Source organism: Pseudomonas sp. 2822-17 (assembly GCF_002742485.1).
Lineage (GTDB): Bacteria > Pseudomonadota > Gammaproteobacteria > Pseudomonadales > Pseudomonadaceae > Aquipseudomonas > Aquipseudomonas cyclaminis.
Genome location: NZ_LJRZ01000250.1, coordinates 94,758 through 117,439, shown reverse-complemented (window position 1 = coordinate 117,439; position 22,682 = coordinate 94,758). Strand labels below are relative to the sequence as shown.

The window sequence follows — 22,682 nt, the reverse complement described above, 5'->3', positions numbered from 1 at the left end:
CCAGGTAAAGCCAGTGTCAGTAAATGGCCGTTGAGCTTTATCAACCAAAGGGTATGGCTGACCTGCAGCAGTCCCGGCGTGAACGACTTGAAGGTGCTTGAGAGTTACCCGATCAACTCAGGGGAAGCGGCGGCGGGGCTGGTGAATAAGGATGTGGCGCGCGCTTGGTTATCGACAGTGCAAAACAATGGTTCGATCACCGTGAGTTGTGACGTGACGTTGGATGGGAGTACTGAGAGGGGGGAGCAAGCTTTTCCGTTGACGACTTATTCCGCAAAAAATTTCCCTACCGGAGAAAACTTTGACGAAGTGACAGAAACGACAGATATTCGATATGGAGAATCTATAGAAATAAAAGGCATGAAAATCAGCGTAATAGGTGGAACGTCGGGCTACGTCTCACTGTACCGTTATGCGCCTGGCATACCGGACATACCGGGAAAAATTGAGAATACAGTTTTAAGTAACTCGAACGCCCCTGTAGTGTTCAAACTTGAGTTTAAAACGTCTTATTCAAGAGTATCTTTTTGGTATTCACACGCTGACAATTACAATTCTGCTACCAGCTACGATGAGCGCAACCAACCCTTAGAAACTAAATATATAGCTCCTCCGCGCAGCGTGCAGCAGGTCATTTTTAGCAGGCCGGGCATACAAAGCATAGTAATAGCAAATACAGATAGGGATGCTTTTATTATGGATACCTTTGAATTCGTGATTTAGTCACTCATTCAGATTAATGATCCACTGAATATTCAAAAGCGATCCATTTAATTAGCTGTGGGAGAGGGCTTGTTTTCGAGAGCGGCATGTCAATTAGCTTATTTTTAATTGCAAAATTAGAAATGAGTTGGTTGCCCCCTGCAATCGAGGCCCTTCTCCCAGACTTCGAAAAAGCGGGACAGCTTTACTTAGTCCTAGCGTCGAGAAAAGCACTCGCCATCAGTCTGACGCGGAAAAAACTGTGGATGGGGATGTGCCCGATAGCGGTAGATCAGAATAGAGGTGCCACGCAGCACCTGATCGACATGCAAGCCCTTGTGGCAGGCCACCCAAAAGTATGTGCTCAACGACGAAGTCTCTTATGACGGCTACGACTATAAGGGCCTGCACTGATCGCAGGGCACGCGCCCCGACCTGAACTGGGTGCCGCCGTTGTATCCCAAGTAAGCCCCGCTGCATCCCTGGCACTTCACGACCGCTCGTCGCCACTGTCAATTCTCACAGCTAGACGCTCTCCTTGCGCAGGTATGTGATTGTCCTTGCGGTCCCCTCAGCCAGGAGCTCTCATCATGCCCACGCGTCCATCCGATACCGATACCGACAGCGATTCGCTTCCCATCAGCGCTCATGAGTACGGGTCATGCATACCCCTGCCGCAACGCGCTGAAGACCTGGACCACCCCTATTCCGCACACCCCGCCATTCTGCTGGGTCCCGCTCCTTACAAGGAGAACGGCGTCTATGGGCTTGGCATTCGCCACGTGCGTCCCTACGCATTGTTTGCGTTTGAGAAATGGGCGAGCCAATCGCTCCATGACTATTACGCCATTTACCTTCAGGACCTGACGTTTCCAGCCGCTGATGATCTGGTAGCGGACCTGGCCCCGAATCGCCAAGTCCTCGCCATACTCGAGGAACATGTGCCCGAGGGAGAAATCTCGACCTACGGCCGGGTGTCACGGGCAGGCAGCGGTACTGAAAGCACTTCCCCTGTCCAAACCATTTTAATCAAGACCACCCGGCCTGGCGGGGTCGATAAAGACTCGGGGACCGCCTGGCATACCGGCCTGGCCATGCAGGTTGAAGGGTTTCCCGAAGGAACCAGCATCGGCGCAGGAGATGTAGCCGGTGGGATCTGGTGTCTGATCGAGCGGTACGACCACCTTCGCCAGAACGATGTGATCGAACTGTCCTGGGATGGCGTGTTCGTGCTGCATACCGTGAGCCCAACTGAAGCGGCCGGCACAGCGCCCATCCGGATTCTGGTGGACAAGTCGATCATCGATCAGGGCGGCCAACTGGGCAAACTGACCCTGCGCTTTCGCGTGCGGGATGTGGTGGAGAATTTTTCCGGGGAAAAATATCAGTATTCCAAACCGTATTTCCTGGAAGCGGAACTGGATCCGAGCCTGCTGCCGGCCCCTATTGTTCTGGTGGATGGCAATGAGCTTGAATCCCGGCAGATCGACTTTGACACTCAGAGCGAGGCGACCTTCGAGGTGATCGCCTCTACGCCTCGCCAACTTCCAAGCCCCAGCCCGAGGCATCAGATCGTCGTGACCCTGCTTGGCATACTGGCCGACGGCACCACTAAGTCCTTCGTACTGGCGCCTGTGACCGACAATAATCTGGGCTTCACGTTTATCTCCATCGACGCCGCCATCATCGCCCAACTGGTCGGTGGCTCATTCCGCGTGTCCTTCCTCTGGCAAACCGCAGGCGGCGTGCCTCTCGGCCAGTCGGGCAGCGTGACGATCACGGTGGTCGGAACCCAGGTTGCAATGCCGGCGCCCCAAGTCAGCCCTATAGAACTGGGATTAATCCCACCGGGCGAGGACATCACCGTCACCATTCCTTATTACGAGCCGCACAGCACCAGTTGGCTGGAAACCCTAGTGATTGAATATGTACCCCCGGGAGGCGGCGGTGCTATCACCTTCAGGCAACCACAACTGGCCGGAGGCCAGGGCGGCACACGCACCGTCACCGCGGCCGAGCTGGAGCCCTTCACTCGGCGGGGCAATATCAACATCTACTACGAAACCGATGACGGTGAAGCCCATGTCCTGGGAGGTAGCGCACTGGGGGTTCGCAGGTCGAACATGCTGGTCGCCCAGATCGGTGACCGAACGGCCGACATGCCTGAACCGAGGTTACAAGGTGCCATTGGCAATAACGTCGACCCTGCAGCGGAACCGGGCGACGAAGTGCTGGTGACCTTTACCTACCTCGGCACCCAGGCCGACGACATCCTCTATTGGTCGTGCATCGGCTCCGGCGTGAACGGTTCCGCCAGCGGCAGTTTCCGCATCAATGCAGCGACCGCAGGCAAGGAATTGCCCTACCCGGTCTCGCGTCGAATTCTAGATAACAACCTCAATGGCAGCCTGCGGATTTCCTACAGCCTGGAACGCAAAGGCCCTCCTCCGTTGGTGCTGCGTTCGCAGGTGGCAGCCTTCACCGTCGGCAAGGGCGTGCAGTTGGACCGGCCGATCATCGACGGCGCCTCGACCTTCCCCGATGAGCTCAACCCGCTGGCCGTCTTGGGCGGCGCCAAGGTGATTGTGAAATACCGACCCATGCTGGCGACCGATCAGATATACGTGGACTGGTTCAGTGTCGACGGCATCGGCAGTGATAACCAACAGGTCAATGGCAACCCGGCGACGAATGAGGTCAGCGTGTCGTTCGATCCGCGCATCATCGCCCAGGGGATTCGCGAAGGCGGCAACACGATCAACGTGCAGTATCACTTCAACCGAGGGCTGTTCCCGTTCGCATCAGAAATCGTAGCCTTGCGGCTGTTGCCGCTGACCGGTTTGCCGACACCCACGATCGACGGTATCCCCGGGCCGATTCTTGACCTGTCGCGGCTCAACCCGACAGCGCGTACACGTGTACCGGTGTGGCATTTCATTCATGAAAACCAAAGAATGTGGATGACGTATGAAGGCATCAAACAGGACGACACCCCCTTTATCGAAAACACCTATACCGCGAACCTAGTAACCGTAGACGGCGTGAACAATGGCATCAACCCGCCCACGCCCGTCGACAAGCTCACACTGCTCAAGGACGGCTCGACGCTGAAGATCAGTTTTTGGGTCAGCCTGGCGGAAAGCCTCGACAAGAATACGGCCGTGCTGTTTGGTGTACGTGAGTACATTATCCAAGCACTGCCTGGCGTATTGCCGCACCCCTTTATCGGCGGCGCTTCGGGGGTGGGACCAAATGTGACCGTCGAGCCGCTGACGATTGAACACAACACCACGGTGACCGTGGCGTTCGGCGGCATGCGAGGTACCGACCGTATTACGTTTGAATGGATTTTTGCCGATTGTACCTCCCATACCGAAACCAAGAATGGCCTGGACAGCGGTACGCTTGTGTTCATCCTCACGGACGATAAAGTCCTGCATCGCAGTGTGAACAGTACGGTGATGTTGAGGTATTCGGTGGTGCGGGTGGGCGTGAATGACCCGATTCCGTCCGAGGTGCAGACAGTCAGGGTGAATGCGATTCCCACGGCGAACTTGCCACAGCCACTCATCAACGGCATCGCGCCTGGCGGTACGCTAGACCTGAGCACCTTTGCAGGTCATGCCACCGCAGCCGTGAAGAAATGGCCACTGAGCGCCCCCGAGCAACGAGTGTGGTTGACCTGCAGCAGCCAAGGTGTGGCAGATCTTAGCGTGTTGACGGCTTATCCGATTAATGAGACGGAAGCGGCGCAGGGGTTAGCAAACAAGGAGGTATTGCGCAGTTGGCTAGCTAGCATTCCAAACCGCCAGCAGTTCAATATTGTTTGTCATGTATCATTCACGGGTAGTGAAGCTGAACGTATTACCTTCCCAGCGGCTACTTACGCGGTGCAACAAGCACTGACAATAGACACGACGATCATGCAGTTAAGCACTATTCAAGCGATACAAAGCTATGGTTGGGCCGTCAGACCCTACCCTCCAATTACCCGGCTTGCCGCAGGTGGATCGCCGCCCTATAAGTATAGTTCCAGCAATACCGGAGTCGCTCAGGTCACCGAATCTGACGGACAAGTTATCGGCATTAGTAACGGCACCGCGACCATTACCGCCACCGACAGCCTCAACCGCCAAGTATCTTACCCTGTTAGCGTAACGAACATTTATCGAATCTTGATCAACAATAGCTATATGAGCCCCATACAAGCGCGCCAATGGATTACCAGCGTAGGAGGTTCTTCAAGTCCCAACGACCTAACAATCCATCACAGCACTCTAAACAGGTTGGTTAATCCCATAGCTGTCTTATTCGGCAATATAACGGGCTATGGGTACCCTCGTTACATCGCTCACAACACTACGCACCCCGGACACATACTTGGTTTTTTCGTATATACTTCCAGCGGTCCCATAACTGGCGCCAACTTCTTATACAATGAGAGTCCCGCATCAAGGGCGATGGCAATTATTCCGACGTGAGCACTCTAACAAGTGCAAATAATAACCAAGGCTAATAACCGAGTAACCGGGACAGTTTTATTTAACGAACCTGCGGGAGGGAGCTTGTTCCCTCCCGCACTCGGTCCGGACCGGACGTTCGAATCGCCCCCGATCCACCTATCGCCCCCTCCCACATTTGACCTGTGTCGTCCAAAGCGCCGCACTCACATAACAGGTAAACTCCCCTCCTTTCCCTCTTCCCACGGAGTTCGCCTTGCGTCTGTTCCACACCTCCGACTGGCACCTTGGCCAAAACCTGCACGGCCAGGAACGCGACTTCGAACACGCCTGTTTCCTTGAATGGCTGCTGGGCCAACTCAATACCCATCGCCCCGATGTGCTGTTGATCGCCGGCGATATCTTCGACACGGTCAACCCGCCGCTCAAGGCCCAGGAGCGGCTGTATGACTTCATCATCAGCGCCCATGAACAAAACCCCAACCTGACCATCGTGATGATCGCCGGCAACCACGATTCCGGCTCGCGCATCGAGTTGCCCGCGCCGTTGATGCGGCGCCTGCGCACCCATGCTCTGGGCCGCGTGCTGTGGCTGGATGACGGGCAGTTGGATGCCGACCGGCTGCTGATCCCGCTGCCGGACGCCAAAGGCAAGATCACCGCCTGGTGCCTGGCCCTGCCCTTCCTGCGGCCAGCGGAAGTCACCGGCGCCCAGCTGGGTGACGATTACCTGCGTGGAATCGGCCAGGTACATGAATGGCTGATCGCCGCCGCCAACGCCAAACGCAAAAAAGGCCAGGCGCTGATTGCCATTAGCCATGCGCACATGGCCGGTGGTTCGGTGTCGGAAGACTCCGAACGCAGCCTGATCATCGGCAATGCCGAGGCACTGCCCGCCAAACTGTTCGACAAAAGTGTCGCCTACGTTGCCCTCGGCCATTTGCACAAGCCGCAAAAGGTCAATGGCGAGGAGCGCATTCGCTACAGCGGCTCGCCGATACCCTTGTCGTTCTCCGAAATCGGCTACAAGCACCAGATTCTCGATGTGACCTTCCAGGGCCAATGCCTGGTGAGTGTCGAACCGCTGCTGATTCCCCGCTCGGTCGACCTGCAACGCCTCGAAGCCGCGCCCCTGGCGGATATCCTCAAGCAGTTGGCAGAGCTGCCCGACATCGACCTGCTCGCCGAAACCCAGCGCCACCCGTGGCTGGAAGTGCGTGTACGCCTCGACGAACCGCAACCGGACCTGCGCCAGCAAATCGAAACCGCCCTGCAAGGCAAGGCCGTGCGCCTGGTGCGCATCGCCGCCGAGTACGCCGGCAAACGCGGCAGCGATGCCACTGACGAAGAGCGCTTGATCGAACTCGACCAACTCACGCCCCAAGAGCTGTTCAGCCGCGCCTGGCAGGACAGCTACGGCAGTGAAGTGGATGAACAGACCTTGAAGGACTTCGCCGTGCTGCTCCAGGAAGTGCAACAGCAGGAGGAACAGCCATGAAGATCCTCGCCATCCGCCTGAAAAACCTCGCCTCCCTGGCGGGCCCGTTCGAGATCGACTTTACCGCCGAGCCCCTGGCCAGCGCCGGGTTGTTCGCGATTACCGGGCCGACCGGCGCCGGTAAAAGCACGTTGCTCGATGCACTGTGCCTGGCGCTGTTTGGCGCCGTGCCGCGCCTGGGCGATACCGGCCAGGCCAAGATGCCCGATGCCGACACCGATATTTCCATCGGCGATCCACGCACCCTGATCCGTCGTGGCACCGGTGGCGGCTATGCCGAGGTGGATTTTGTCGGCGTCAGTGGCCGCCGCTACCGTGCGCGCTGGGAAGCCAATCGCGCCCGCGACAAAGCCAGCGGCAAGCTGCAGAACAGCCGGCAAAGCCTGATGGACCTGGACAGCGACCAACTGCTGGCCAGCCAGAAGACCGAATACAAGACCCAGTTGGAACTGGCCCTGGGTCTGAACTTCGAGCAATTCACCCGCGCCGTACTGCTGGCCCAGAGTGAGTTCAGCGCCTTCCTCAAGGCCAACGACAACGAGCGCAGCGAACTGCTGGAAAAGCTCACCGATACCGCGCTCTATACCCAACTGGGGCGCCGCGCATTCGACAAGGCCAAGGACGCCAAGGACACGCACAAGCAGCTGCAGGATCAGGCCACTGGCGTGGTGCCCCTGGCCGCCGAGGCCCGCGCCGAGCTGGATCAGCAACTGGCCGACGCACAGCAGCACTTCAAGTCTCAGCAGGCCCAGCTAAAGCAGTTGGAATTGCAGCACACCTGGCTCAAGGAACTGCGCGAATGGCAGGAACGCCAACTCAGTGCCACCGAACAGTTGCATCGCGCCCAACGCGACTGGGATAGCCAGGGCCCGCAACGCCAGGACCTGAGCCGGCTGGAGCAATTGGCGCCGCAACGCCATCACTTTGCACGACAGGCTGAACTCGGCACGTTGCTGACCCCGCTGGCAGCGCAGATTCAGCAGCACATCGAGCAGCAAAACGCCCTACACGCCCGTCAGCAACACGCGCAGCTGCAACAAGCGACGGCACAAAGTGCCTTGGCTCAAGCGCTGAGCAACCAAGCAGACGCGGCGCCGCTATTGCGCCAGGCCTTCGAAGCGCAAAGCACCCTCGCCCACTTGACCCGTGACCTGGCCAAGCGCACGGAGGAAAAACAGCAGCAGGAAACCGCCTGCACCGAGGGCCACGCCCTGCTCAAGGGCCTGCAAGACAAACACACCCAGGTTGCCGAGCGCCTGCAACGTTTGTCTGCCGAGCTTGAGCGCAGTGCCAGCCTCGCCCCCCTGAGCGAAGCCTGGAACGCCTACCGCGACCGCCTGCAACAGCTGATGCTGATCGGCAACCGCCTGAACAAAGGCCAGGCAGAACTGCCTCAACTGCAAGAACGCGCCACCACCTCGGCCGACACGTTTGCCCAGCAACGCGAAGCCCTCGACCTGCTCTATCAAGAAGCCGGCGCCGAACCCCACGCCGTGGCCGAACAGGTGCAACTGCTGGCCAGCCTGCTGCAAGACAATCGCAAGCAACAGCGCGCCTTCGAAGACCTGACGCGCCTGTGGGACAGCCAGCGACAGCTGGACCAGCAGGCCGCTGCCCTCACGCAAAAGCTCGCCGACGCCGCGCAGCAACGGGACCAACTGAACCAGGCCGGCCTGCACACCAAGGCCGAACTGGCGGTCGCCGAGCAGACATTGACGGTCACCCGGCAATTGCTGGAACGCCAGCGCCTGGCGCGCAGTGCCAGCGTCGAAGAGCTGCGCGAACAGTTGCAAGATGATCAGCCCTGCCCAGTCTGCGGCAGCCATGAGCACCCCTATCACCAACCCGAAGCGTTGCTGCACAGCCTCGGCCGCCACGATGAAAACGAGGAGGCCACGGCGCAGAAAGCCGTCGACACCCTCAAGGAAAAACTCACCGAATTGCGCGCTGAAGTGGGCGGCTTGATTGCCCAGCAAAAGGAATTCCTGCAACAGCAAGAGCAGTTGGCAATCCAGCAACAGGGCCTTGCGCCGAGCCTTGAAGCTCACCCGTTGTCCGCCTCGCTGCTCAACCAGGACGCGGCCAAACGCAGCGACTGGTTGACCCAGCAACTAAGCCAACTGACGCAGAGCATTGCCCAGGACGAACAACGCCAGGGCGCCCTGCTCAACCTGCAACAGAACGCCGGGCGCCTGCAGCAGCAACTGCAACTGGCCCAGGAGGCAAGCCAGCAGGCCCGCCAATTGATGCTGGACCAGCAGCGCGAGCTGTCCAACGACCGCGAGCGTCTTGATGAAGAACTCCAGGCCTTCGCCAGCCTGCTGCCGGCCGACACCCTCGAAGGCTTGCGCAACGAACCGGCCGCGACCTTTATGTTGCTCGACCAGCAGGTGAGCCAGCGCCTTGAGCAACTGGGTCATCAGCACGATGAACTGACCGAGCAACAGGAGCGCCAGCAGGCCATCGAGAAAGAACACACCCACCAGCAGCATCGCCAGCAGCAACTCGATGCGCTGAACCAGCAATTCACCGAGCTGGCGGCCCGGCAACAGGTGGCCCAGGACACGCTCCGTACACTGCTGGGCGAGCACGCGAGCGCTGAACAGTGGCAGCAACAACTGGAGCAGGCCGTGGTGCAGTCGCGCCAGAGCGAAACCGACGCCAACCAACAGTTGCAGGTCATCCACAACGAGCTGATCCAACTCGCCGCTGATCTCAAATCCCGCCAGGAACGTCAGCACACCCTGGACGCTGAACGGCAGGAACTCGAAACACGCCTCGCACAGTGGCGCGCCCTGCACCCTGAGTTGGATGACACTGGCCTGACACGGCTTCTGGCGTTCGACGACGCCCAGGTCAGCGCACTGCGCCAACAGCTGCAGGCCAGCGAAAAGGCCGTCGAACAAGCCAAGGTCCTGCTGCAAGAGCGCGAGCAACGCCTCGCCGAACATCAGGCTTCGCACAACGGTAACCTGGACGCCGAGCAATTGGACAGCGCCCTGGCCAGCCTCAATCAACAATTGGCTGAAGGCGAAAAACAGGTGGCTGAACTGCGTGCGCGTCAGTCCGAGGACCAGCGCCGCCAGGATGCCAACCATGCCCTGGCCGAGCGCATCACCCAGGCCTATGAAGAGTGGCAACGCTGGGCGCGCTTGAATGCGTTGATCGGCTCGGCCACCGGCGATACGTTCCGCAAGATCGCCCAGGCCTACAACCTTGACCTGCTGGTGCATCACGCCAACGTGCAACTGCGCCAACTGGTGCGCCGCTACCGCCTCAAGCGCGGTGGCAGCATGCTCGGGTTGCTGGTGATGGACACGGAAATGGGCGACGAACTGCGCTCGGTGCATTCCTTGTCCGGCGGCGAGACGTTCCTGGTGTCGCTGGCGCTGGCCTTGGGCCTGGCGTCGATGGCGTCCAGCACGCTGAAGATCGAGTCGCTGTTTATCGACGAAGGCTTCGGCAGCCTCGACCCGGAGTCCCTGCAATTGGCGATGGATGCCCTGGACGGCTTGCAGGCCCAGGGCCGCAAAGTCGCGGTGATTTCCCACGTGCAGGAAATGCATGAGCGCATCCCCGTGCAGATCCAGGTCAAGCGCCAGGGCAATGGCCTGAGCACCCTGGAGGTCAAGTGAGTGAGGCGCTGCTGTATTCGTTTCGCCGGTGCCCGTACGCCATGCGCGCACGCCTGGCCTTGCGGTATTCGGGCGTGCCGGTGCAGATCATCGAGGTGAGCCTGAAAGCCAAGCCGGCAGAGATGCTGGCGCTGTCGCCCAAGGGCACGGTGCCGGTGTTGAGTGTGGACGGTCAGGTCATCGACGAGAGCCTGGCGATCATGCAATGGGCGCTGGCGCAGAACGACCCTGACGATTGGTTGCTGCAGGGCGATGCCAGGGTGTTGGAGTTGATTGCCGAGAACGATTCAGCGTTCAAGCATCATTTGAATCGATACAAATATGCCGAACGCTACCCCGAGCAGCCAATGGAGCATTATCGGGCCGAGGGCGCGGTATTTTTGCAGAAGCTTGAGGACTTGCTGGCGGGGACCGACTACTTGCTGGCCGACCATTTGAGCCTGGCCGATGTGGCACTGGCGCCGTTTGTGCGCCAGTTTGCTCATGTGGATCGGGAGTGGTTTGCAGGGGCACCGTATCAGCGGCTAGCGGTTTGGCTACAACGTTTTCTGGACTCGCCGCTGTTTCTCACGGTGATGGCAAAAGCTTAAGCCCCGCACACCCTGGCGTTCAGTGCTGAGTCTTGTGATCCAGGGCCGCATAGAAGTTGGCGCTTTGTTGCAGGTATTTCTGGGTGTAGGCGCTGGTGCTCGATTGCTTGCCGCTGACGTCCACGCTGGCGGACGCGGGCAAGGCCACGGTGGCGGAAACAGCAGAGGCGGCGATGATCGAGAAGAGATTGAAGTTCATGTCGGTAACCCTTGTGTGCGTTTGGTTGGGTGGCCGGTGAAGGCCTTGGAACCCAACTTACGCCCGAGGGTTGAACCTTAGAAATGCTTTGAAACACTAGCCGCTATCAACACAATTAATAGAAAGGCTCAGGCCCCGCAGTGCGGGGCCTGTGGCTTATTGACGCAGCAGGAACTTGAGGTCGCTAGGGGCATCAATCGGTAATTTCTGCACGGTTTTACCCAGCAGGCCGGTCTTGGGGTCACGTTCGACCACCACGATTTCATTGCTCTTCTGGTTGGCGATCAGCAGGAACTTGCCGCTCGGGTCCAGGCTGAACTCACGCGGGTGGTCACCTTCCACGGAGCGGCGCTGGACTTCCTTGAGGTGCGCGGTCGCCGGGTCGATGCTGAACACCAGCAGCTGGTTGGCGGTGCCACGGTTGCTCACATACAGGAACTTGCCATCACTGGAGGCGTGCAGCGCGGCGCCCGCCTTGTCGGATACCGGTTGCCCGGCCGCGAACTCCACCAGCTGTGTCTGCGTGAGTTTGCCGTCGTGATAATCGAACACCGCGACCTGCGCGCTCATCTCGGTGGTCAGCCAGGCGTGTTTGCCATCGGCGCTGAACAGCAAGTGACGCGGACCGCTGCCGGGCGGTAATTGCACCGAGGCCGGATTGGCCGGGGTCAGTGGCAATTCGTGATTGGCCTTGGGATCGTAGCGGTAGGCAAACAGTTTGTCCGCCCCCAGGTCCTGCACGAACACATACTTGCCATCTGGCGACGACACCACCGAGTGCACATGGTTGGACGCCTGGCGCTCGGGGTTCACGCGACTGGCCGGGTGCCCGCTCAACTGCACCGGCGCCGACAGTTTGCCGGTGGCGTCCACCGGCAGGATCGCCAGGCTGCCGCCCGGATCTTCCAGCACCGAATAGTTGGCGACAAACAGGTAACGTCCGTCCCCGGCGACGCTGGAGTGCGTCGGCTCGTTACCCAGGCTCTGCACCTGGTTGATCAGGGTGAGCTGATGACTCTTCGGATCAATGCTGTAGCTGCTGACCCGACCTACCGCGTCCGTCTGGCCAGGGCCGTTTTCGTTGACCACAAACAGGTGCTTCTGGTCTTTGGAGACGGTCAGCCATGACGGGTTGGCTGCCTTGGCCGCCAGTACCGGCGGGCCCTGGAGCTGGCCGGTACGGCTGTCGAATTGCAGGCGGTAGATACCCTCACTGCTGCCGGCGGTGTAGCTGCCGACCAACAGTTCATAGGTGTCGGCCGGGGCGGCTTGCACCGACATCGCACCGACACTGCCGGCCATCAACAGGGGCCAGAATTTACGCATCATCATCGGCTTCATCCTCGTCGTTATTGTTGCCGGTGAAGCCGCTCATGCAGATCAGGCGGTGCTCGCCCGAATCACCGGTAAGGAGCCAGCTTTGCAAGGTGGTGTCGAAAGTAGCCGCCTGCACCTGAGCCGTGCTGAACTCCCAGCGTTTTTCCGCACGGCCGTCCATGGCGGTGATCAGCAATTTCTGGGCATCGAGGTGAAACTCAAAGGCATGCAGGCCATCGATTTCAAGCATGGCGCTGGTGGCAAGTTCAGCCAGCAAGGTATTAGCAGTCATCAGGGTCATTCATCAGCAAGAAAGACACTGATGATAGGCCAATCCTTCACGCCTTTCTTCCTTCGCGTTGCCCGGCCATAGCCGGCTACCGCCTGCGGCCCGCCCACAGACACCATGCTTGGCTGAAATGACCTCGCCTGATCCAGGCGGCGCGCCCTAGAAAAGGACTTTTACGCCCATGCCCTCTCCTGCCCTCCCTGAAGACCTGACGGCCCAGGTGGTGAGCCAGCAATTTGCTGGCCTCGCAGCCCTGGAAACAATCATCCGCCCTCTGCTCCTGCGTGCCATCAATGAACGCTACCCCTCATTGGCGATCGACCTGTCCCTTACCCGACTGGCCATTCCACAGCCCTCCGGTGGCTGGAAACTCCACCCCTTGATAGACGTCGTCTACCAGTACCTGGGCAGCAATGGCCCGCTGGACTTCAGTGACGTCAATGACACCGCCTATTACCTGTCAGACGCTCCGCCCAAGCCCCTGAAGCTGCCGGGTACCACTACAGAAAAGCTGGACATGAAGGTCATCGAAGACGTGATCCGGGAATTGCCCGCCACCCTGCCGATTGCCCTGCAGGACGTGTTGATCCGTTTCTGGAATGAGGACGCGGACAACGGTGTCAGCCGCTGGCGCTGGCTCAGCGATATGCTCAGGAGCACCTTGCAGGCCGCAGCTCTCGGCCAGCCGACGCTGGAGGAGACAGCCCGCCAAACCCTCGACCAGCTCACCACCACCCCAGACCGCGCCCAGCGCATGGCACGCTACGGTGAGCATGCCGTGATGGCCTACGGTATCGAGACCACACTTCATAACAAGGGCCGCAGTGCTCGCCTGCTTTCCGAGCACCTGCTGCTGACCCGCGTCATCAACGGCCAAGCGCCGGTGCTGCTGTGTACACCCAGTGGCCGGTTTGAACATTTTACCTCCCTGGATGACTTCACCACCGCCTGGGAACAGCGCATCAGCGCGCAGTATCAAGCCCAGACAATCACCTGCAACCGCTACGAACCCGAAGGCTCGATCTTCGACCACCAGGCAGCGATCATCCTCAACCAGCAACTGGAAAATCTTGCCGACTTGAACCTGCCACTGGATCAAAGCCCGGCGACACTGCAAGCGTTGTACCGCGAATTCACCGACCCAGGGCGATACTTTATCGATGCCCCGCCAGACCGCCTGCCGCACCTCAGGACCGTGCGGGCGCTCATGCCCGACGCGTTGCGCGATGCGCTCCCCGCCGATCGTTCCCGTTACCGGCAATACAGCCTGGCCCTGGCCAGCGCAAAGCAGCGGGCGCAAGGACGCACCTTCCTCAGTGACATTGACGACATCCACACCTACACGGTCCGCGCCCTGCAGCAAGCGTTGCAGCGCGAGGCCGCCAGGGCCGCAGCCCCCGCGCCCCAGGCCGCATTGAACCCCGATGATGTGATGTTGACGTTCGTGGTGGCCGCCGGTTACCCCGGCGGCGCCGGTATCGTCGAACACGTGAACATGAGCCTCACCGAACTGGCCATCAATAACCTGTCCGCCCGTCCCAGCGGCCAACTGTCGATTGCCCATCGCCACGGCACCCCACTGCCGGACTGGTTGACGGCGGAGTACCTCACGGGCACTGATGGCTTGATCGAACAAGTCGACATCGGCAAACACTACCCCCTGCAGCTTAAACAAGCCCTGCTGAGCGACACACCTGACGCACAGCGCCGCGAAGTCCTGTTTACCGATCAACAGCGAGTGCAGCTGCCGTTGCTGGCCTTGGAGCTGAGCCTCCAGGGCGCGGCCGGCGTGACGCCCCAAGGCGTCAACATGGTCGACGCGTTGATGCAGCCTGAGAGTGCAGACCAGCACGTCAACAACCATCCCGTGGCGATTCGTCACCTGGCATTCTCGCGTGCCCCAGGCGCCCCAGCGGATACGGTCAGCGCCATGTACCTCATTGAGTACCAGAATCTTGAGAGTGGCCCGCACCTCCTGTATCGACCGCTGTATGCCGAACCGCTGCGCGAGTTCGCCAACCGTGCTGCGCTGTTCGAGGCCATCGCCGAGCCCGGAGCGTTACAAACCAGCGTGCTGACCTGGCTGCCCGACAACGTGCGGCCGATCTACGACCAGGGCGGCTTTCGCCAACCCCATTACGTGCGCTTTGGCCAAGGCGACGAATTCGCGCCACTGCACACGCCGCCGCCGGCGACCCTCGCCGGCAATGGCCTCAACGATGAACTGCAACAATGCCTGGTGACCGGGCAATTGATGCGCTACCTGTTCAGCGACCACGCCCGGGCCCTGGTGGATCAGGCCGAACGCGCGTCGGTGTCCAACAACGAAAGCCGCTGGCAAGTGTTGATGGAAGGCGCAAGCTTGCTGTTCGGCAGCCTGCTGGTGCCGGTACTGCGTGGCCCGGCGATGCTTACCGGATGGTTACTGACCCTGTTCGCCAGCGTTACCCGGGATATCCAGGCCCTCAACAGCCAGTTCCCCCTCGACGGGGAACAGGGCGCCATCGACTTGTTGCTCAACCTCGCGATGGCGTTGCTGGACTTCCCATCGGTGCAGACACGACCACCACCGTTGGCCCCGGCCATCCGGCAACGGGCTTTGCACGCACCCGTACCTCGCCGTGATGCCTCGCGCTGGCCGCCCCTGCCTTCCCCGCAGCGGCGCCAAGGCACCGTGGCCCTGGCCGGAAAACTGCCGCGCGACAACCGTACGGCCCTGGATTTCAGTTTCGCCCAGGCAAGCCAGCGCCTCACACCAAGCCAGCGTATGCGCCTTGCGGCATTTAAAGTCGCCACGCCACCCACCTTGCCCCAGCCCGTGTTGAACGGCCCACGCAGAGGCTTGTACCTGATCGAAAACCACTGGCACGCCCAGGTTGAGGGGGACCTGTTCCGGGTCGTTCTGGACGACGATGGCAGCGTGGTGATCGTCGACCATGCCGACAGCAAGCGGCGCGGCCCCTACCTGCGTACCAACGCACAGGGTGTCTGGTCCGTCGATACCCGGCTGCGGCTACACGGGGGCATGCCGCCAAAACGGATTGCCGCCGAACGCCAGCGCAAGGCACTGCGTATCAGTGAGTTGCAAGGTGAGTATGAGCAGATGCTGGCAAACCAACAGGAACGGCAACGCACAGTGGACGCGGCCCAGGTCGCGATGGAAAACGCCGAACAGAATGCCCGATTCAGCGAGGTGCAGCGGGCCAACGCGCGCAAGCACTTCGACGATGCCCTCAAAACCCAGACCCGCGATTACCTGAAGATCCTCAACAGCGCCCAGGAACGCAACGAACTGAACATTCCACTGCCGCTCAAGAGCACCCTGGCGCTTTTGGAGAACACCATCAATAACGCCCGCAAACATGTGGTGGTCGCAGAAACAGACAGGCAAGCACTCTACCGCGCCCATCCTTCGTTCACCCGTGATAGCGCCGCCCTGTACCGGGCGGTGCTCAGCGAACCGATGGTTTATCGACAGTTCCTCCATCAAATGCTGGACATCAATGAACGCAGTATGCGCGGGCTTGAGTCCGAGGATCGTCATCTGGAGCAGTTATTCAATCTCGGCTCCTCCGGTGCCGACGCGTTCAAACGCTTGACTTCGGACCGACCGAACGAGAACAGCGCCCTGGCCATCAAGGATCTGCAAATCCGCTGCCTGAAACTGCTGGTCGTCAAAGACATCCAGCATCCGCTTTTCATTGCGTTTGACACCATTGTCGAGCCGCTGCAACAGCATCTGCGCACCCACAGTGAACTCAACAGGCTGGAACTGTCGGCCAGTGATCGCCTGAGTGTGCTGGAGAGCCTGGTGGAGCATTATGGTCGCGCCCTGGATTCGTTGCAGGGCTTGGGTATCGTTGACGCCGGCGTGCTGGACCCGACCTACAACAGCAAACTGTTCACCTTGCTCGATGAGCTCTACCAGGACGTCACGCGACGCTTGGCCAGCGAAGTCAAACCTCCTGCGCAAACCAGCCGACGGCCACCCCGGCGCCCTGCCGCAGTCACGGGAAGACCCGCAAAAAAGGTCATTCGGACCCGAAAAAAGGCCACGCTTATCGGCGAGGTAAAACCCGTTGGTAACGTGGAAATCGTCGAGGTGCGAGACGAAGCCAACGACCAACTGCTGGGAATGTACTCGCAGGACGGTGACGACTGGGTCGAGTTCGTCGAAGCAACACCTGCCCAGCCGCCCGCTGCCCCGCGCGAGTTCGGCCTGGTCAAAGGCAATGCGCGCAAGCTGCTGGCGATGGTTGAAGAGCACCTGCGTCGGGGCGACGACTACAGGAAAATCTGCAAGCATCCGCAAGAGGTCGAGGAGATCCTGCAGTACGAAGCGGTCCGCTACGACAAGCTGGCCACGGAGCTGGACCGGCTGATTCAGGCCCAGGCCGAAAGCGCCCGCACCGCCGCGGACCAGACGCTGGTGGCCGACCTGCGTGAAGCCGGACGATGCCTGAGCGCTCGCGGCAAGGCCCTGCGTATTCAATTGAGCCTGGAACTGCCGCCGACTCACGGCAACCTTGAATACCTGATCGGCGAAAAACAGGTCAGCGTGTCCAGGTGGAATGTACGGTTTCAATTAAAAGGCGAGCGTCGGGACTTCATCCAGGAATACGCGGTGAATGACCAGCAAGGCAAACCGCTGTGGTTCGCGCACTTTCATTACCCGGCCGCCAATACACCCAAGGCCGGCTACACCGCCGCCCACTTGAAAACCGCTGCGCAACGAACGCAGAGCTACTACTCGTTACTGGCCCAGGCTCAGAGCCCGCAGACGGTGGTGGATGTACACCGTGGGCTGATCGGCAAGGCGTTGGCCGAGCGCTGGTTTTTGTCGCTCGAACCCTGAGGCCAGAACATCCCACTAACAGCACGCGCGCATAAGCACTGGCGTGTCTGGTCGTTACTACGCGCGCGGGGTTGATCAGCCTCGCGCGCGTTGCCGTAAAGCCTTCCGATCATATCGGGCTACCACATCGGGCGTGCGGTTGATCTTACTTTACGAAGGCATTCACTTATCCACGTAAAGGAAGATGTCCATGCCTGTCATCCCGCCAAGTCCGGCCGAAAACCTGCTGAAAAAAGTCGTAGCCGCGCAATTTTCCACGCGGCCCTCACTGCGCTCAGTCGTCGCTCAAATGCTGGCCAGCACCCTGGAAGAGAAATATCCGCCGCTGTTATCCATTCCCCTCTCAGGTCTTTGCCTGGCGCTACCCCGCGAAGGTGGCGGCCGAGGCCTGCGTCCGCTACTGGACGTGGCGCTCCAACATCTTGCCGACGGCAGTTTTCCCGATCTGTCGTTTCGCTACGGACTGGACGCTTACCTGAGCGACAAAACCGGTACCCGGCTCACCTTCCAAGCCAATGGCGAGCGCAGCTATGACCGGCATGTCTTTGAAGACGCAATACGCGAGCTGCCCCTGATTCTGTTTGTCGGCGCGCAAGAGGCGCTGGCCACCTACTGGGAGCAGAACAGCGATGCTGGCGGCAGCCGCTGGCAATGGTTGGCAAGTGTGCTGCGAGGCCGGCTGAGCACCTCGGCCGTGCGCCAATCCGCTGATGATGCCCAGCAACTGCAAATACTCAGCACCCTGGCCGACTGTCCCAGCCGAGAAGCCAGGTCCGAACGGTTGTGGCCCGATAACGCGATTCACGCGTACACCCTGGAAACCCAGCTGGTGCGCGGGAACACCACGCTGACACTGCAGGCCAGCGATATCCTGGTGGTCAGTGGCAGCCGCGTGTTCTGGTGTGCCTTGTCAGGCCAGATCCTGTCCTATGCCAGCCTGGATGCTTTCGGTGAAGCCTGGGGCAAGCACATGCAAGCGCAATGGATCGCCGATACGATCACCTGGCGGCAGTACGAACCCGACGGCGATATTTTCGAGGTGCAAGCCGCCCTGATCTTGAATCAACAACTGGACGCGCTGGCTCGCATACACCTGCCCGCCAACAGCACCGTCCATAGGCTGGAGACGCAGTTTGACACCCTGACTGATCCGGCCGAGCTGTTCAGCCACGCGCCGAGTATGCCCGGCCAAACACTGCTGCCGATCCAGGCCGCCCTTCCCGACTGGCTACGCGCCGCCTCGCCGGCCGACCGCTTTGCCTTTCATCAACGCCTGCTCGAACAAGCCAACCTCAGACGCCTGACACACGGCAAAGGCTACCTCGACGGGCTGGACGATATCCGCACCTACGCCACCCGGCACCTGAACCATCAACTGTGCCTGGATCGAAATACCGCCCTGCATGGCGAGCGCACCTGCACGGACACTGCCCACTCGCCTTACACGGCCGACACCCTGCACCTGACCTTCCATGTGCCCGTGGGCACGCTGCAAAGTGGCTATATCGAGAACGTCCCGATGAGCCTGGTCGACCTGGCCCTGAAGAACCTCAGCGGTACACCCGCCGGGCGCATGACAGTGCGGCACACGGCAGGGCTGCCAATCGAACCCTGGCTGACCCCGCAATACCTGCTCCAACTGGTGCAGCGCGTTGATGTCGGCCGCAATTACCCGGCTTACATCCAACAGGGCCTGCTCAGTGATGAAGCAGAGGCGCAACAACGCAAGCGCCTGTTCTGCCAGCAACGCCCCATCGACCTGAAAAGCCTGGCCATGGAGCACAAGATAAAGGGTGAAGCCGGGCTGACGCCGGGCGGTTTGCGCTATGTCAACGCAGTGCTTGGCACCCACAGTTCGGAGCGCTGGGCGGGTGCCGATGAAATCGTGATGCGCGTGCTGGCGTTTCAGCGCAAGCCCGGCGCCAGGGCGGATATGGTACAGAACATGTTCATCATCGAGCCCCGCAACGGGCAGCCGGGACCGCGTCTGCTGTATCGCCCCGCGTACCGCGAGTCGCTGCTGGAATTCGTCGACCGGGAGAGCCTGCTGGCGGCCATCATCGAACCTGGCGCGGTCCAGGACAGCGTACTGGCCTGGTTGAAAGATGACGCCCGGTCTATCTACAGCAACGGTGGGTTCAAGGAGCCCCATTACGTGCGTGTCAGCGGGATCGGTTCAGAGTTCGATCCCTTGCCCAGGATTCCACCTCCCGCCACCCTTGCCCTGCCTGGAGATGAAAGCAACGATCGGATTCTGCAAGCGCTCAATGGCAACCAACTGATGGAGTACCTGTTTGAGTGCGAAGCGCGTCAGTTGCTGGACCAGGCCGACCGCGATTCAACCTCCAACGCTGAAAGCCGTTGGGCGTTGATCCTCGAAGGCATGCAACTGGGCTTCAATACGTTGTTGATGCTGGTACGCGGACCGTTGGCGGCCGTGGGCTGGTTCATGCAACTGGCACAAAGCCTCAAGCAAGACGTGCCGGCACTGGAGAGCGACGACCCGACTGCCAGGGAACTTGCCTGGGTCGACCTGCTGCTCAATACCAGCATGGTGTTGATCCACTTCGGCTTGCCCATCCAGGCGGCAAAAAAGCCCGCCGCCGTCGCTGAGCCGGCTCCACCGGCCCTGGAACAATGGCCATTGAGCCGCCCATCCACTCAAGCGCCCCCGGCCTCTGCCGTGGTTAAGCGGGGCATCGTCGGCTTGCCCTCCGAGCCCCCCGGTGGTGGCCGCACGCTGTTGGACATTGACCGCTCACTGGCCGGCGACAGTGCTTCGGCGCGCCTGCTGAAAAAACTGTTGGGGTTCAATATTCCCTGGCCTGAACCGGCCCCGGAACCCGTCGCGCTCGGCCCTCTACGCGGGCTGTTCAGGCTCGACAAACGCTGGCATGCGTCGGTGGGTGGCCTGCTGTTTCGCGTCAGCATCGTCCCGGGCTTTAACGAGGTGTTCATTATTGACCCCGATAAACCCGACCACCCTGGGATAAAGCTGCGAACCGATGGTTCCGGTCACTGGAGCCTGGACCGCGGGCTGAAACTGACCGGCGGTGGCCCCAAGCGCGTGGCGGCTTTACGTGAAGCCAATCGGCTCCAAAGGGAGCAACTGCTGGGCCGCATTCAAGAGCTCAGTGTGGAGCTCACCCACTCGATGCCCGCGTACAGGGCATTGCTCGATGGGATGAAAAGCGAGCGCAAAACCCTGCTTCAACACATCAGCACGTTGCAACTGGTGTGGAACCTTCTGGATAAAGCCACCGACACGCAAAAACCGGCCCTTGAAGCTCGACACGAGCAAGAGATATCAAGCTATTCAACGGTGCGCACGCGCTATGAAATTGCTCTGGAAAAGGTGGAGCAACAGTACGCACTGTTACTACCCAAGCGTATTGAACTGTTCAAGGCGGGACAGGATCTGGAAAAGTACGCAGGCGCTCGTGGCCACGTGCAGGACCGCGCAGCTACCCTGAAAACACTGTGGGAGGAGCAACTGCGCCTGCATATCCATCTGCAAAAATGGGCAGAAACCTTTCTATTCACCGATCGTGGCGAGCCCATGAGCCAAATGAGTCAACGGATGTTGCCTGAGATGCAGAGCGGGCGTCCTTGGACGTACAACGAATATGTGACCCGAGCGATTGAACTGGCAGACGTCATCCAGCGTATGGCCGCTCGCTCCCGCGAAATGGAAACCACCCTTGAGTTATTGGAACAGGACTCTGTGGCAGGGCGTGCGATACGTGAAGAGTTGCTTTCAGAAATTGGCTCACTCCAAAACTTTTTTTCAGAGAACCTGGAGCTCCACGCGCTGGGCCCGCTGTCGTGGGCAGTGGTCAAATTATCAGCAGTTGAGCCGCTGCCACTGGAGGCCCTGTACATCAAACATCTTGCCGATTCGAACCTGAGCCAAGCCTTGCTTTCGCACACAGAACTACGCAGCAGCACCGGCTACCCTCTCGATCAACAACGCATGCTATACGACACGCTCCTCGGTACATACCGCAGCTACGAGCGCGCCATTGAGGCCCTCACGTTTATCAATCCGGAACGCCTCCACCCTGTCGCCGAACGCCTCATGAATGGGCTCAGGCAGGCCAGGAGGCTGGCCGAAAACGAGCTGGAGAGCGTGGCGCGCAGCCAGGAGGCACTGGAGGTCGAAGCGTTATCGTCAAGCTTGCGCAGGCCGAAAGCGCCGACAAAACGCATCTTCAAAACCCGCCAAAGAAACTACCTGGTCGGTGACCTGAAGCCTGCTGACAGCCAACACCCTCAGGAACGTCTCATCATCAGCAACACCTTTACCGGTGAAACCGTGGCCTCGTTCGAGCCCTATGATGCTGACAGCTGGGTAGAAACCGTCCAGGAACCCTTGGCCACACCAGCGTCCGCCGCAAGTATGCGCCCCCTGGCAACGCTCAAGAGTCAGGGCGAGAAACTGATCCGGCAACGCACAGAGATCGAACGGGTAATCACCGCACAACAACAGAAGCTGGAATCTGCCATCACCCGGCAAGACATCAACCCCGCGGACTGGGACGAGTTACTCACCGGGCAAGCGAAAAAGCTCACGGACCTCGCCGATGAAGTCGCGCACGCTCACCGCAACCAACCTTCATCGCAGGACCTGATCGACACCTATCGGGCACACGCCAGGGATATGGAGCGCATGGCGCAGCGGGTGTGCAGTGAGGCCTATAAACGCCAGTGGCCAAGCCTGGAAAGCCTCGAATACCTATGGCGGCAAAAACAAATCGATATCAACCTCACCAGCCGGGCAGATCCGCAGCGGCCCACCCTGGGTGGCGATTTCTTCACCGAATACGCCGTGTATGACAAAGCACAAAGGCCGCCGACGGTGCTCTGGTACGCGCACTTTCACTACGCCACCGCCGATGCACCGCCAGCCCGCTACACCCGGGCCCATCTGAAACTCGCCAGCCAGCGTAAATACACGCAAAAGGACCTGCTCAAAGAGCATGTTCAGGCACGGTTACGCAGCCAACAGTCGCCTGGGGCCGAACCTATCGAGAAAATCCTGTATGTGTTGATCATGCCGCCTCAGGATCAACTGTTTTTAGCCATCGCGCCCTCAGCCACCTGATCATCAACGCCCGATGATGCTGACATCGGGCGT

The 22,682-nt window shown here is 60.0% G+C and carries 9 protein-coding genes and 1 pseudogene; 7 read left to right on the top strand and 3 right to left on the bottom strand.

The genetic code is table 11. The annotated features are described in order from the left end of the window. From AOA60_RS03665 to AOA60_RS03640, 5 genes and pseudogenes are all read left to right on the top strand, one after another. Positions 1 to 723 (top strand): annotated as a pseudogene (locus AOA60_RS03665) (hypothetical protein); the annotation flags it as partial. Positions 724 to 1,292: 569 nt separating this feature from the next. Beyond that, positions 1,293 to 5,183 (top strand): Ig-like domain-containing protein, encoded by a 3,891-nt coding sequence (locus AOA60_RS03655; RefSeq protein WP_099583248.1) that lies wholly within the window; start codon positions 1,293 to 1,295, stop codon positions 5,181 to 5,183. A gap of 235 nt (positions 5,184 to 5,418) precedes the next feature. Next, positions 5,419 to 6,660, top strand: coding sequence for an exonuclease SbcCD subunit D C-terminal domain-containing protein (locus AOA60_RS03650; protein WP_099583247.1), 1,242 nt, complete (start codon positions 5,419 to 5,421; stop codon positions 6,658 to 6,660). Then, entirely contained in the window at positions 6,657 to 10,295 is a 3,639-nt protein-coding gene (locus AOA60_RS03645) for an AAA family ATPase (protein ID WP_099583246.1), read from the top strand. The genes AOA60_RS03650 and AOA60_RS03645 overlap by 4 nt, the downstream gene beginning before the upstream one ends. Beyond that, on the top strand, positions 10,292 to 10,885 hold the full coding sequence (locus tag AOA60_RS03640; RefSeq protein WP_099583245.1) for a glutathione S-transferase: 594 nt from the start codon (positions 10,292 to 10,294) through the stop codon (positions 10,883 to 10,885). Before AOA60_RS03645 ends, AOA60_RS03640 begins: the two co-directional genes overlap by 4 nt. A gap of 19 nt (positions 10,886 to 10,904) precedes the next feature. On the opposite strand, the gene AOA60_RS03635 is transcribed toward AOA60_RS03640, so the two are convergent. The 3 genes from AOA60_RS03635 to AOA60_RS03625 form a co-directional block, all read right to left on the bottom strand. Continuing rightward, complete coding sequence (locus AOA60_RS03635) at positions 10,905 to 11,084, bottom strand: hypothetical protein (protein WP_099583244.1); 180 nt, start codon at positions 11,082 to 11,084, stop codon at positions 10,905 to 10,907. A gap of 156 nt (positions 11,085 to 11,240) precedes the next feature. Continuing rightward, complete coding sequence (locus AOA60_RS03630) at positions 11,241 to 12,416, bottom strand: lactonase family protein (RefSeq protein WP_099583255.1); 1,176 nt, start codon at positions 12,414 to 12,416, stop codon at positions 11,241 to 11,243. Then, the gene (locus AOA60_RS03625) at positions 12,403 to 12,693 is read right to left on the bottom strand and encodes a DUF5629 family protein (protein ID WP_099583256.1); all 291 of its coding nucleotides are present in this window, start codon (positions 12,691 to 12,693) and stop codon (positions 12,403 to 12,405) included. The genes AOA60_RS03630 and AOA60_RS03625 overlap by 14 nt, the downstream gene beginning before the upstream one ends. Before the next feature lie 178 nt (positions 12,694 to 12,871). Between AOA60_RS03625 and AOA60_RS03620 the strand changes: the two genes are divergently transcribed. Together AOA60_RS03620 and AOA60_RS03615 are read left to right on the top strand one after the other, a co-directional pair. Next, complete coding sequence (locus AOA60_RS03620) at positions 12,872 to 17,545, top strand: hypothetical protein (RefSeq protein ID WP_099583243.1); 4,674 nt, start codon at positions 12,872 to 12,874, stop codon at positions 17,543 to 17,545. A gap of 190 nt (positions 17,546 to 17,735) precedes the next feature. After that, complete coding sequence (locus tag AOA60_RS03615; protein WP_099583242.1) at positions 17,736 to 22,649, top strand: hypothetical protein; 4,914 nt, start codon at positions 17,736 to 17,738, stop codon at positions 22,647 to 22,649. The last annotated feature ends 33 nt before the right edge of the window (positions 22,650 to 22,682 follow it).

What these genes read in the sequence shown, in the direction of transcription:
- AOA60_RS03630 (WP_099583255.1), bottom strand. Translation starts at nt 12,416, where the DNA reads ATGATGATGCGTAAATTCTGGCCCCTGTTGATGGCCGGCAGTGTCGGT.
- AOA60_RS03615 (WP_099583242.1), top strand. Translation starts at nt 17,736, where the DNA reads ATGCCTGTCATCCCGCCAAGTCCGGCCGAAAACCTGCTGAAAAAAGTC.
- AOA60_RS03625 (WP_099583256.1), bottom strand. Translation starts at nt 12,693, where the DNA reads ATGACTGCTAATACCTTGCTGGCTGAACTTGCCACCAGCGCCATGCTT.
- AOA60_RS03655 (WP_099583248.1), top strand. Translation starts at nt 1,293, where the DNA reads ATGCCCACGCGTCCATCCGATACCGATACCGACAGCGATTCGCTTCCC.
- AOA60_RS03620 (WP_099583243.1), top strand. Translation starts at nt 12,872, where the DNA reads ATGCCCTCTCCTGCCCTCCCTGAAGACCTGACGGCCCAGGTGGTGAGC.
- AOA60_RS03635 (WP_099583244.1), bottom strand. Translation starts at nt 11,084, where the DNA reads ATGAACTTCAATCTCTTCTCGATCATCGCCGCCTCTGCTGTTTCCGCC.
- AOA60_RS03645 (WP_099583246.1), top strand. Translation starts at nt 6,657, where the DNA reads ATGAAGATCCTCGCCATCCGCCTGAAAAACCTCGCCTCCCTGGCGGGC.